Below are 13,089 nucleotides of genomic sequence, written 5' to 3'. Positions count from 1 at the left end.
TAAATAGATCAAGACCCTAATACTTTGGCTTGGTCATGCAGCGGTATGACTTGTCTAAAATCGGCAGCATCCAACTCGTGCTTTTTCAAAAGTTTATGCATATCACTGCGATTTCTGCCCGCTAAATTTGCCGCTCGTGTGACGTTACCATCAGTCATATGTAATAATTTTTTTAGATAGCTAAATTCAAATGCATCTTTGGCTTCACTCAGTGTCGGCCAAGTCTTGTCCACTTGCCTTAATGATTGTTCCACTAACTGTTTTGGAATCACTTTGGTATCGCACAGTGCCACGCACTGTTCGATGGTGTTGACTAATTGTCTGACATTCCCCTGCCACGTATGTGTCACCAATAACTCCATGGCATCATCGGCAAATGAACTGATATCCACGTTGTGCTTTAGCACACTTTTACGCAGTAGTTCACGGGCCAAAAGTGGGATATCCTCAGCCCTATCTTTGAGTGGTGGCAAGTGCAAATTCACCACATTTAAACGATAGTACAGATCTTCTCTAAACTGGCCCGATTGCATTTCTATTTCTAAATTTCGATGTGTTGCCGATAGTACCCTAACATCTATATCAATAGTATTTTGTGCCCCAACCGGTTTAATTTTTTGTTCTTGTAACGCACGTAACAATTTAACTTGTAAGGTGTGTGGCATATCCCCTATTTCATCTAAAAATAACGTCCCTTTATCCGCTTCTAAAAATAATCCTCGGCTCGCATTAACCGCACCGGTAAAAGCGCCTTTGGTATGCCCAAATAATTCCGATTCCAAAAGGTTTTCAGGAATGGCGCCACAGTTAATCGCAATAAACTTTTCCTGACTACGCGGACTGGCTTCATGAATAGCTTTAGCCAAGACTTCTTTACCAGTACCACTTGCGCCCGTGATTAATACACTAACGTCCTTTTGGGCAATCCGGTGCGCTTTTTCTAACAATGCAAGCATAGTCATATTGCGTGTCACAATATGCTCAGACCATGATTGATAAGGATGTAGGTTATGACTAATCTTGTTTAATAGCTGCGTTAACTCTTCGTGATTAATTGGCTTTTCGATGAAACCTAACACGCCTTTCTGGGTTGCCTCAATCGCATTTTTTATCGTACCGTTGGCCGTCATAATGATCACTGGCAAGTTCGCTTTGGTTTCTCTGATCCTTTCAAACAAGCGTAGGCCATCGATTTCTGGCATACGTAAATCAGACAACACTACGTCAAAATAGCCTTGCTGGATATGTTGTAAGGCTTGTACCGGATGATTTGTCGCTAGTACTTCATGACCCGACTGCTCTAGGCGAATCGTCATTAAGCGCAATAAAGAAGTGTCATCATCGACTAGTAGAATTTTCATAAATATCCTTGGCATGTGCTGCTCGTATACCTTCATTAGGCAGTAAAATTCGGAAACAAATCGACGCATAACTCACATCAACCAGAGAAATTGTCCCTTTTAATAGACGGACACATTCATCGACAATGGACAAGCCTAGGCCAGCACCTACTACACTATCATTGCGCTGGTGCTCTCCTCGTGAAAATGGCTCGAACAAAGTGGCTTTTTGTTCATCAGTAATGACTCGACCTTGATTGGCAAAATCGATACAACACTTATCTGCAATCAAATGAATACGAATATCAATCTTGGAATGTTTGGCGCCATGTGCAATCGCGTTAGAAAATAAATTATCCAAAATACGCTGAATTAACTCATCATCAGTCTTGATCAACTCAATAGTACAATCGACCTCTACTTGCATATCCATTGCCTGTAAAGCTAAAGCATGAGTTTGTGAAACCTGGTGAATAATGTTTGGCAACGTTAGTACTTGATATTGTGGTGTGGATTGTTGTAACAAACTATTGTAATCCAACAGATGATGTACCAAGGTATTGAGTCGTTGAGTGCCTTTGAATAACAATCCTACGACTTCTTTTTGGGCGGGATTAAGTGGCCCCACTACTTCTTCAACAAGGAGGTTACAGCCTTCATTAATACTAGCTAACGGTGTTTTCAATTCGTGAGATGCGTGACGCAACAAGGTATTTTTAACCGCTTCTAACTTGTTGTTTTGTTGGTACAAACGCAACAAATCCGTTTCAAAATGCATAAATTTATGTGGCACATACCCTTCGGATTTTTGTAGGTTGTATACCTCACCAGTATTCATCAGGTATAACTTTTGATGTAGTTGTTGCAATGGCCGAGAAAACAAATCAGCCACCCAAATCAAAAGACATAAAATAACACCGCCAGCGAATAAAATTAAACCTAATAACTCGCTGTGTTGGGCCAGTAAGCGATTATTTAATATTTGATGTGTTTGATATAAATCGTCAGACAAAAACTCATTGATCTCCTGATTTATTGATACTAGCGACCGTCTCGGTCCCTCCAAGTCAGATCGGTTTGCTGCCAATGTAAACGCATCAATATTTTTGTGCGCTTGGAACAATGGCTGACAAATATCCGCACGCAAGGTGCCGAGACAAAGCTGTTTAGTTTGTTGTTCGATGCGCCCGAGAACGCGAGTCAAAGGTGGGTTAAGTTGATTATGGTCAGCTTCAATGTAACGAATTAGTAATACCGATAATTCATCAATGTCCTTGCTTAGGCGGCCTACTTTTTGGCGCAGACTTAAATGCGTTTCTAAGGCGGTAAAATGTGCTTGAAGAATCGTTGCTTCGGTGTTTTTGCCATACGCAAAGATGCCTGTGACAAACATTGCCACAAGAACAAACACAATAATTAACCATTGTTGTAGAGATAATCGCCGCAATTGCTACCTACATTTGCTTCCCTGCTAGTAAACAAAGTGTAGGTCATAAGAGGTAATTCACAACTATTTCTATGCGACTTGTGATTGTCGACCTCGGGTTACAGAGGAGTCGTGACCACCCTGTCTTGGGTATTTATTTCTGTTGTGTTGGTATCCGTAAACAATGGTGCAAAGTCCAATTCTTTGGCGAGTAAACTCCGCAATGGAATAGGCTTGCTATATAAATATCCTTGATAATAATCACAACCTAATTCTTTTAAATACGACTGCTGCACAGTACTTTCGATACCTTCAGCACAGATAGTCAGTTGTAAACTCTTTGCCAAATCAATAATGGTACTGGTAACCAAACGACTGCGGCTCGATGAATCTATCTCTTTGACAAACTGTTGGTCTATTTTAAGCGTGTCCACTTTAATTTGAGTTAAATAACTCAAGCTAGAATACCCCGTACCGAAATCATCCAATGCGATAGAGCAACCTAGTTCACTGAGCTGAGTAATATATTCATTGGCGGTATCAAAACTTTCTAAGTATGCAGATTCAGTGACCTCAAATTCGATATTATTGGGATTAATTGCGTGTTGATATAAGGTTTGATTGACGTATTCAAACAAATCCGCGCTCCGCAAATCGTGGGCGGATAAGTTTAGCGATACATGCAAAGGGTGGGCTGCCAGTGTTTGAATTTGTTCCATTTCGATCGCTACGCGTTTAATGACCCAGCGAGTGATATCGACCACCTTGCCACTTTGCTCTGCCATAGGAATAAATTCACCGGGAGATAACACACCGAATTCTGGATGATGCCAACGAATTAATGCTTCAAAACCATATAATTTGCCATGCACATCGGCCTTAGCTTGGTAGTACAAATGAAATTCGTTATTCTCAATGGCTTTGAGAATACTATTCGAGATCTGGAGTTTTCTTTTGTAATCTTGGATCAATGCACTGGAGAACATGGTGTATGTGCCACGACCATTTGCTTTAGAGCGATACATGGCAATATCTGCATTACTTACTAGTTCGGTTAAATCATAGTTGGCTTCTTTAGCTTTTGCTATCCCAATACTCAAGCCGACCCTCAGTTCTACACCGTTCAACATAATGACTTTTTCGACTTCGTCTAAGATCCTTAAGCAGATATCCTTTATTTGCTCAGCATTCGGATCTTCATTTGGGATCACTAAAAACTCATCGCCACCCAAGCGCGAGACAATATCCCCTTCTCGCATAAGATTACTAACGCGATTAGCGACTTCTACAAGTACGTGATCACCAGCTTCATGGCCCAGTGAATCATTAATTGCTTTAAACCCGTCTAAATCAAAAAAAAGTAACGCGAGATCTTCGTCACGACGTTTTACCTCTGATAGCTTAAAACGCAGCGAGTCCATCACAAACTGCCGATTGGGTAAGCCTGTCAGCACATCATAATTCGCAAGTTTAGTCATGGTAATTTGTTGCTGCTCAAGCGTTTTGGTATGCGAACGATTTTTTTCTAACTCGAGATTGATGGTATCGAGCATAGCATTAATATTTTTGGCTAATTGGGCAATCTCATTTTTACCCGACAAACTAAATCGCAAAGAGTAATTTTTGGCTGATTCGATCTGTTTCATAAAAGATGATAGTCGAGACAAAGGATGCAATAAACGATTTAGGAGTAATAATGCCAAGCAAATAACGGTTACTGTGGCCCCCAAAACTGTAGGTAAGGTTTGTTTCACCAAAGTAGTTTTACTTGCATTTAATGGAGTTTTCAGATCGTTGACCACTTTTAAGTAACCAAACGATAAAGGCGATTCTCCCACTTTTACTACCCCTACCAAATATGCGCCTTCTAATGTGAATGGCGCAGGTTGAAGTGGTGACTGTTGGTTATGTTCAACCAAGGAAGGCTGCGCATTATTTTGTTTGGGGTTCAGGTAATCCGCCACTAGCGTTTGATTAATATCAAAGTACTGTGCTTGAGTCACATGTTCAAATTGAGCAAATTTATCGAGTATTTTTTTGATGGCAGTTGTTTGTCGCTGACCAGCCGGTATGGACTGTAACGTCTCTAACAGCTCTTCATGAATATTATGAGTTATCCCGACCAACGTCGCTTGGGTATTGCTGGTGTATTGTTTCTCATATTCAAACAACAAAAAGCCCATCACTACGAAAGATAATGATAAAACGAGAAAAAGAATTATTGCGATAACCGCTGTTTTGATACTCGACAAGAGTTACATCCTTGTAAACCTGATATGTATGTAACTGTCATGTTGTAGAAAAGTTTAGTTGAATCACACATATAGTAACCCAAAAATTAAACGTTAATGAGATTGATTATCATTTAGAGTTGTGTTTTAATATCCGTATTGCATAAATATTTAAGGAATAACCTACCCGATGCGTTTATCACACCTCACTTCATGTATTGTTTTATCACTTACTGGAACCAGTTTTGCTTCTGCTGCAGAAGAAACAACACAAAAAATCGAACAAATTAAAATTATCGGTTCCAAAAATGCTGTTGATGATATCCCAGGCTCCAGTGCTTTTATTGACAACGAAACCCTTGATAATTTTGCTGTAACGGATATCAATCGAGTCCTAGCAAAAGCACCTGGAGTGTATTTTGTAGAAGAAGATGGTTATGGTTTAAGACCCAATATCGGTATGCGTGGAAACTCTGCGGACCGTTCAGAAAAAATCACAGTCATGGAAGATGGCGTGTTAGCGGCACCGGCTCCATATGCCAGCCCTGCTGCATATTACTTCCCAACAATTGGTCGTATGAGCGCAATCGAAATTTTAAAAGGAGGCTCTAGCGTAAAATATGGTCCTAGAACCTCTGGTGGCGTCATTAACCTTGTTTCAACCGAAGTCCCTGATGCACCATTAGGTGGTAAGGTAGACTTAGCACTTGGCAGTGATGGCTTTGCTAAATTACATGCATTTGCTGGCGGTAAAACGACAGATAAAGGATATGTATTAGAGGTATTCAATTACCAAGCGGACGGCTTTAAGGAACTGAACTCTGGACAAGATACGGGATTTACTAAAACTGACCTTATGGGGAAGTTTGACATCTATTTAGATGCAGAACAACGCCATCATCTTGAATTCAAAGCCAAGTACTCAGAAGAAACATCAGATGAAACATATTTGGGTTTACTTGATACAGATTATGCAGCGAACCCCCTGCAGCGTTACAGTGCATCTCAACTCGATGAAATGAATACTGAACATACCCACTTTAGTGTCCATTACGACTACATTATCAACGACGATGTAGATTTAAGTGTTATCGCTTATCACAATGATTTTGCTAGAAACTGGTATAAAGTCAGTAAGATTGGTGGTTTAAGCCTTGGCTCTGGTGCCGAAGAAATCGCCTCTCAGGTTGATGCAGGGACTTACACCGACGCTGCTGCACCATTAGTAGATATCAAAGCCAATAACCGTGAATACTTGTCCCAAGGGATCCAAGGTGAGTTAGCCGTGCGTAGCCAAAACCACGATTTACGTTTAGGACTTCGTGTGCATGCTGATGAAATGGACCGCTTCCAATGGGTTGACCAATATGCGCTAAACGACGAACAATTTATGACGTTAGTCTCAGCGGGTACGCCTGGTACAGATTCAAACCGCATCGATAGTGCCGATGCTATAAGTGCCTTTGTCCACGACACGTTTACCTATAATGATTTAACCGTCAAGGCAGGTATTCGTTATGAGAAAGTGGACTTACATCGCGATGACTGGGGTACAACTGACCCTGCTAGAACCAATACTCCTGCACAGCGAGACAATTCGGTAAGTGCAGTCTTACCAGCTATTGGTTTTACTTACCAAACCTCTGATGCATTAGTACTGCTAGCTGGTATCCAAAAAGCGTTTGCTCCACCCGCACCGGGGAATCAAAATGCCGACAAAGAAGAAGGTTGGAATTATGAGGCTGGCCTACGTTATAGCAACGATGGTTTAAAAGCTGAAGCAATCTACTATGTCTCTGATTTAGAAAACCTGCACGGCAACTGTACTGCATCACAAGGATGTAATGATGAGTTAATTGGCAATCAGTACAACGCTGGTAAAGTCGCCATTGATGGTGTTGAATTAAGTGTGAGTTATGCCGCTCAAGTCGGACGTTTTGAGATCCCCTTGAGCATTAATTACACTGTAGCTAATGCGACATTTGAAGAAAGTTTCGCATCTGAATTGGACAGCTGGGGCAACGTAAACGCTGGGGATGCGCTACCCTATCTCCCAGAGTCAATGTGGCAAGCAGAAACCGGTATAAAAGGATCTAACTGGCATGTATTGGCATCGTATCAGTTTGTTGATGAAATGCGCACAGCCGCTGGTTCAGGTAGTATTCCAGCGAATGAGAAAGTAGCAGACCGCAGTGTAGTCAACCTTTCAGCACAATACACACTTGACCGCAACCAACAAGTCTATATGGTCGTTGATAACATCACCGATGAAACCTATATAGCAACGCGTCAACACGGTGGCATCCAAGTGGGTAAACCAAGAAGTGTGCAAATTGGTTACCGTTACACGTTTTAAGCGTTAGGAAAGTAAATGATATGTTCGAGTTCCAGACAAATACCAAAATGCTCGCCAATTTGGTGGTCATGGTGACTCGGCGTCAAGCATAGCACTTGCTCTTTGTGTTCATCACCTAGAGCAAGTGTATACAAGATATGCGAACCACGAAAAGCCCTATCCACAACCGTTGCCGAAAATCGACTTGCATCGTCATGTAAAATATCGTCAGGTCGCACTAACAAACTAAACTCTTTATAGATATTCTCAGGCATTTCCGGCACAACAAATGGCCCGAGTTGCGTTAGCAGCGTTTTCGCATCCACATGCGTAGCACGAATAAAACGCCCTTCCCCAATAAAATCAGCCACAAAGCGTGTCTCAGGTTCATGGTACAAAGCATAAGCAGAGGCACATTGCTCGATCTTACCATTTGACATCACTGCTATTTTATCGGCGATAGTAAACGCCTCAGTCTGGTCATGTGTCACTAATAAAGCCGTGACATTTTCATGTTTTAATATCCATTTAATATCTTTTGCCAAAGTCTCTCTGAGTTCAGGGTCAAGCGCAGAAAAAGGCTCATCTAACAATAACAAATCCGGTTTAGGTGCCAAAGCTCGAGCAATCGCAACTCGCTGTTGTTGACCACCCGATAAAGTATGCGGATATTTATCGGCATGTTCTTCTAACTGGGTTAATGCCAATAATTCATTGACTCTATTCTCACGCTCCAGTGCTTTTAATTCATGTAAGCCAAAGCCAATGTTTTGTGCCACCGTCAGATGTGGAAACAACGCAAAGTCTTGAAATACCACCCCAACCTTCCTCTCAGTAATATCGGCGTGACGCGTGGCTGTACTGACCTCTTGTTGGCGAACTTTAATGACACCCGATTGAATCGGTAAAAAACCAGCTATCGCTCTAAGTAATGTCGTTTTACCGCAACCAGAAGGACCTAACAAACATCCTATATCCCCTGATGCAAGGTGTAAGTTGATGGTATCATTGATAACTTTATCAGCAATTTTTATAGTGACATCTTGGATCAATAGCATGATTCAACCTTTTGATTATGCACGCTTAAACTGCATTGCACGGGTTAACAATATAACAGGTATAATCCCAACCAGTACTATGGTCAGTGACGGTAATGCAGCATCAATGAGACGTTCATCAGATGCATATTCAAAGGCTTTGACCGCCAACGTGTTGACATTGAAGGGACGTAAAATTAATGTCGCAGGAAGTTCTTTTAACACATCCACAAAGACTAATAAAAGTGCACTAAATAAAGAACCTCTTAACAAAGGCATGTGGATTTTCTTGAATATATTCCAACGTGAGTGACCAAGAGCTAATGCCGCATCATCCATACTGGGTTTAATTCTGTCTAGGCCAGATTGGGTATTGTGAAGAGCAACGCTGAGAAAACGGACCACATACGCAAAAATCAAAATGACCATAGAGCCGGATAAAACCAAGCCAATATAGTGGTCAAAAATGGCATACCAAGCAAAATTCAGTTGTCTGTCGAACCAGCCAAATGGTACTAAAACGCCCACGGCAATGACAGTCCCAGGTATCGCATATCCCACGCCAGAAAGTTGATTAATATAGCCTAACCAAGGATGTTGAGTGATCCTATGTGCATAACTCAACATGACAGCAACGCCCAAAGTCACCAAACTAGCAATAATCGCTAAACTTACTGTGGTACTAAGCAGTGCCCAATATCCGCTTAACTGTGCTAGCGAAAAATGCATGGTCGCCCACAGTATGAGTTGTACCGAAGGGATGATAAAAGCGATACTCAAGAGCAAGATACAAAAACCCGAACAGACATATTGTATGTGTTTAGGTGGCACTCTTAACGATGTTGTCTCTGTTTGTCCCGTCTGATAAAAAGCCATATCGCGACGTAGGTAGCGCTCCCAGAAAATCAATAGCAGTACAAACGAAGCTAATATCGCAGCCAGTTGACTAGCGAGGTGCATCTCCCCCATCCCAAACCATGTTCTAAAAATACCTGTAGTAAATGTAGAAACACCAAAATACTGAACGGTACCATAATCTGCCAACGTCTCCATAACAGCCAAAGCAATCCCTGTAAATATTGCTGGGCGAGCTATCGGTATAGCAACTTGGAAAAAGTAACGCCACCCTGTAATCCCCAGAGAAGCAGAAACATCTCGCATGTTTTGTTGTTGTTCGGCAAATGCGGTTTTAGCGAGAAGATATACATAAGGGAACAAGACTAAGCTGAGCATCAGAATCGCGCCACCTAATGAGCGGATCTCTGGTAAGACAGCACCTGTACCACCAAAGTTATCACGTAGCCAGTATTGTAATGGGCCGGTAGGATCTAACATCCCTGTGTAAGTGTAGGCAATAATGTAAGCCGGCATCGCCATGGGGAGTAGCAGCGCCCATTGGAGCCAACGCTGGCCTGGAAAGGTGTATTGGCTGACTAACCAAGCGCTAGACACACCGAAAAATCCACTTAGCACGGCCACACCAATGGCGAGTTGCAAGCTATTGGTGATATATAAACCCAACGTGGTATCTATCAGATGCTGCCACAACGATAGAGAAAACTGGGTAAAAGCGCTATAAATGGAAAGCACTGGTAGTAATACCAGCGCACATATCATTAAGCAACTAAAGAACCAACGTTTATGCAAACGTAAAGCGGTCATAATACGATTTTCATGAAATGTTAATTATCTTCTTATAACCAGCCGGCTCTATCCATGATCTTCACAGCTTGAGCATTTAACTCACCCACTTTTCCGATAGGTATAGATTCACCATTAAACGTTCCTAATGCAGTCAGCGTATCTGACCATTCAATAGTGCTATCGACTGGGTATTCATGATTCGTTTTACCATACCAGCTTTGTGCGTCCTGGGTGAGCATAAAAGCGATGAGTGCTTCTGCGGTGGTTTTGTGTTGAGCATATTTGGTAACAGCAATACCAGAGATGTTGATATGAACCCCGCGATCAGACTGATTAGGCCAGACGACACTGACCGCTTGTGCAGCTTTTTGTTGTGCGGCATCTGCATTTTGCATTGCGGCAAGATAATAGGTATTTGCTAACGCAATATCACAAACGCCTGCGGCAATCGCTTTGATTTGGTCACGGTCACCACCTTTAGGTTTTCTGGCAAAATTTTTGACTAAACCAGTGGCCCAATCTTGGGCGTACTGTTCCCCTTTTTGTGCAATAAGGGCCGCTACCATAGACTGATTATAAATATTTGCAGATGAACGGACACAAATTTTTCCGGCAAACTCTGGTTTGGTCAAATCTTCGTAACTTTGGATCTTATACTCGTCAATCTTGTCTACCGAGACCATGATAGGACGAGCACGTTTGGTTAATGCCACCCAATGTTGTTCTGCGTCATGAAACTCACTGTTAGGGAATTCAGCTAAGGTAATGGGTTGAGTTAATCCCATATCTTTTGCTCTTTGTAGGCGACCCACATCGGTGGTGATCAGGACATCAGCGGGAGAAAATTGGCCTTCATTTTTTAAGCGAGATATCAAAGCATCCGCTTTACCTGTCACCAGATTAATCGTTACATCATTTTGCTCTGCGAAACGGTCGAGTAATGGCTTGATCAGCGCTTCTTTACGAGCAGAATAGACATTTAATTCAGTCGCATTTAACGGTAACGAAGCAATTAACGCAGTAGATAATAAACCGAGGAGAGAAGCCTTTCTGGAGATTTTCATCATTGTTTTCCTGAACGTTTTGAACGATTCAGATGATAACGCTATTGAGAATAATTCTCAATAGCGAATTAGTATTTGCGTGATTTAAGGTTGCCTAAAAAAGACAATTAAGCGGCCATTAACTGATTTTGCTCATCTTCTGTGTGTTGACCTTGAGGAAGAATTTGAATCATGTCTTGGAACCTAGCAATATAAAAGACGCGATAGACTTTAGGTTTGACGTTCAGCAAGCGAATACTGGTATCTGGATATTCTTGGATAATATGTAAGACCATACCCAAAGCAGCACTATCTGCATAATCTGTATGTGACATATCAATGTCTATAGAGTGTAAATCTGAACTGGAATCTCTAAACACATCAAAAAAAGCGTTTACTATGTTGAAATCAAAATTTTTCGGGGTTTGGACCTGAATAAATTTTTGTTCCTTGTTGTAGGTAAATTCCATTTTTTATCTCCATATAATAAATCAACAATTGTCCATCAAAGTGGCAAAAAAGAACTATAATTGTGTCATATCTTTTGTGTGGGTATTTTTGAGTCTCGAGTTAGCAAAAATCCCACCAAACAATGATTCTTTTTTGTCATACATGGTTATCGACGATAAACTACAGAAACTGAGAGTTCAGTTGAAAAAAAATTTATCTTTTATAATTTCATTAATGGAATGCATACCATGAGCGATAACTTAGTTTACAGTACTGAAACTGGACGAATTCGTCCCACCGAGGAATCACCTGTTGCGTTTACTGGCGATGGTATTGTCAGGATCCAGAAAGAAACCAAAGGGCGTAAAGGCAAAGGGATGAGTGTGATTAAAGGGATTAATCCTTTGGAGCACGATTTGAAAAAAATCTGCAAACAACTCAAACAAACCTGTGGTTGTGGCGGTTCAGTAAAAGACAACAATATTGAGATTCAAGGTGATGCGCGTGAAAAAATCAAAGCGCACTTAGAAAAATTAGGAATGACGGTAAAATTAGCAGGTGGTTAATTAACCTGTGTATGTGTATTAGCATAACACTGTCACCCTCTTTTTTTATCACATTTACTAGGTATTCCAAAAGGTGACTAATGCACGATATACAACTTCATGACCTTCATGTTTTATTGATTGAGCCTTCTGATACACAGAAAAAAATCATTCTTAAACACTTAGAAGCTAATTTAGTTACTAGCGTATCTACCGTTAGCACGATTGCAGAGGCACAAGATTATCTCGCTAAAGACCTGCCAGATTTGGTGATCTCTGCTCTGCATTTAAGCGATGGCAGTAGCATTGACTTGGTCACTTATATTAAAGCCGATGAACGTTTAGCCACGATATCTTACATGTTGATATCAAGTGAAACGCGTCTAGAAAAGCTCGAAGAATTTAAACAAGCTGGGGTGGTCGCGATACTCCCCAAACCCTTTGATGAAATTCATTTAAAACGAGCACTAAATGCCACCTTACAAATGATTAACCAAGATGAAATCGAATTAGATTCATTTGATGTTGTCAGTGTACGAGTCTTAGTTGTGGATGATTCAATGATGGCTCGAAACCATATTGTTAGGGTCCTTAATGGCATGGGTTTAACCAAAATCAAACAAGCTGAAAATGGCTCACAAGCACTCACGATGATCAAAGATGAAGCCTTTGATCTGGTCGTCACCGATTACAACATGCCTGAAATGGATGGTCGTGAATTATCCGAATTCATCCGCTTTAACACCGAAACTTCGCATATACCGATTATCATGGTGACCTCGGAGTCCCAAGATAGTCCGCATATGTCGAACATTCAACAAACCGGCGTGAATGCGCTATGCGACAAGCCTTTTGAGCCTGCAGAAGTTAAACATATGTTACAGGCCCTCCTAGCAGACTAAGAGTCTGAGTAGATTATTTTGTTAATTGCTCAAAAACGGCAGATAAGACCATATAAGCATTGATTTATCTGCTCACCTCCAGTAAATTCTAATGATGAATCATTTATTTTTTAACACTACATTTTTTATGCCCGTT

Annotated in this window: 10 protein-coding genes; 3 read left to right on the top strand and 7 right to left on the bottom strand. The window is 41.2% G+C overall.

Annotation, left to right across the window (positions count from 1 at the left end; translation table 11 throughout):
* Positions 1 to 8: 8 nt before the first annotated feature.
* From NLF92_RS03990 to NLF92_RS03980, 3 genes are all read right to left on the bottom strand, one after another.
* Positions 9 to 1,361, bottom strand: a complete 1,353-nt coding sequence (locus NLF92_RS03990; RefSeq protein WP_254099140.1) for a sigma 54-interacting transcriptional regulator — start codon at positions 1,359 to 1,361, stop codon at positions 9 to 11.
* Positions 1,339 to 2,751: a sensor histidine kinase gene (locus tag NLF92_RS14255; protein WP_254099138.1), complete on the bottom strand. Its 1,413-nt coding sequence runs from the start codon at positions 2,749 to 2,751 to the stop codon at positions 1,339 to 1,341. The genes NLF92_RS03990 and NLF92_RS14255 overlap by 23 nt, the downstream gene beginning before the upstream one ends.
* Before the next feature lie 134 nt (positions 2,752 to 2,885).
* Positions 2,886 to 5,018 carry a bifunctional diguanylate cyclase/phosphodiesterase gene (locus NLF92_RS03980; RefSeq protein WP_254099136.1) on the bottom strand — a complete coding sequence of 711 codons (2,133 nt, stop codon included), beginning with the start codon at positions 5,016 to 5,018 and terminating at the stop codon, positions 2,886 to 2,888.
* Positions 5,019 to 5,187: 169 nt separating this feature from the next.
* Between NLF92_RS03980 and NLF92_RS03975 the strand changes: the two genes are divergently transcribed.
* Positions 5,188 to 7,353: a TonB-dependent receptor family protein gene (locus NLF92_RS03975; RefSeq protein WP_254099134.1), complete on the top strand. Its 2,166-nt coding sequence runs from the start codon at positions 5,188 to 5,190 to the stop codon at positions 7,351 to 7,353.
* On the opposite strand, the gene NLF92_RS03970 is transcribed toward NLF92_RS03975, so the two are convergent.
* The 4 genes from NLF92_RS03970 to NLF92_RS03955 form a co-directional block, all read right to left on the bottom strand.
* Positions 7,350 to 8,390 carry an ABC transporter ATP-binding protein gene (locus NLF92_RS03970; protein WP_254099132.1) on the bottom strand — a complete coding sequence of 347 codons (1,041 nt, stop codon included), beginning with the start codon at positions 8,388 to 8,390 and terminating at the stop codon, positions 7,350 to 7,352. The two genes, NLF92_RS03975 and NLF92_RS03970, sit on opposite strands and share 4 nt — an antisense overlap.
* Positions 8,391 to 8,405: 15 nt before the next feature.
* Entirely contained in the window at positions 8,406 to 10,031 is a 1,626-nt protein-coding gene (locus tag NLF92_RS03965; protein ID WP_254099131.1) for an ABC transporter permease, read from the bottom strand.
* Positions 10,032 to 10,063: 32 nt separating this feature from the next.
* A complete protein-coding gene (locus NLF92_RS03960; protein ID WP_254099183.1) occupies positions 10,064 to 11,077 on the bottom strand; it encodes an extracellular solute-binding protein in 1,014 nt (337 codons plus the stop codon).
* A gap of 107 nt (positions 11,078 to 11,184) precedes the next feature.
* Positions 11,185 to 11,526: an STAS domain-containing protein gene (locus NLF92_RS03955; RefSeq protein WP_254099130.1), complete on the bottom strand. Its 342-nt coding sequence runs from the start codon at positions 11,524 to 11,526 to the stop codon at positions 11,185 to 11,187.
* Positions 11,527 to 11,754: 228 nt separating this feature from the next.
* Between NLF92_RS03955 and yciH the strand changes: the two genes are divergently transcribed.
* Both yciH and NLF92_RS03945 read left to right on the top strand, forming a co-directional pair.
* Positions 11,755 to 12,072, top strand: coding sequence for a stress response translation initiation inhibitor YciH (gene yciH, locus NLF92_RS03950; RefSeq protein WP_254099129.1), 318 nt, complete (start codon positions 11,755 to 11,757; stop codon positions 12,070 to 12,072).
* A gap of 80 nt (positions 12,073 to 12,152) precedes the next feature.
* The gene (locus NLF92_RS03945; protein ID WP_254099128.1) at positions 12,153 to 12,953 is read left to right on the top strand and encodes a response regulator; all 801 of its coding nucleotides are present in this window, start codon (positions 12,153 to 12,155) and stop codon (positions 12,951 to 12,953) included.
* Positions 12,954 to 13,089: the final 136 nt, after the last annotated feature.

Source organism: Opacimonas viscosa (genome assembly GCF_024199005.1).
In the GTDB taxonomy this organism is placed as follows: Bacteria; Pseudomonadota; Gammaproteobacteria; order Enterobacterales; family Alteromonadaceae; genus Opacimonas; species Opacimonas viscosa.
The sequence above is the reverse complement of the archived record's forward strand: the minus strand, read 5'-3'. Positions and strand labels throughout refer to the sequence as shown.

What these genes read in the sequence shown, in the direction of transcription:
- NLF92_RS03990 (WP_254099140.1), bottom strand. Translation starts at nt 1,361, where the DNA reads ATGAAAATTCTACTAGTCGATGATGACACTTCTTTATTGCGCTTAATG.
- NLF92_RS03975 (WP_254099134.1), top strand. Translation starts at nt 5,188, where the DNA reads ATGCGTTTATCACACCTCACTTCATGTATTGTTTTATCACTTACTGGA.
- NLF92_RS03970 (WP_254099132.1), bottom strand. Translation starts at nt 8,390, where the DNA reads ATGCTATTGATCCAAGATGTCACTATAAAAATTGCTGATAAAGTTATC.
- NLF92_RS03965 (WP_254099131.1), bottom strand. Translation starts at nt 10,031, where the DNA reads ATGACCGCTTTACGTTTGCATAAACGTTGGTTCTTTAGTTGCTTAATG.
- NLF92_RS03960 (WP_254099183.1), bottom strand. Translation starts at nt 11,077, where the DNA reads ATGAAAATCTCCAGAAAGGCTTCTCTCCTCGGTTTATTATCTACTGCG.
- NLF92_RS03955 (WP_254099130.1), bottom strand. Translation starts at nt 11,526, where the DNA reads ATGGAATTTACCTACAACAAGGAACAAAAATTTATTCAGGTCCAAACC.
- yciH (WP_254099129.1), top strand. Translation starts at nt 11,755, where the DNA reads ATGAGCGATAACTTAGTTTACAGTACTGAAACTGGACGAATTCGTCCC.
- NLF92_RS03945 (WP_254099128.1), top strand. Translation starts at nt 12,153, where the DNA reads ATGCACGATATACAACTTCATGACCTTCATGTTTTATTGATTGAGCCT.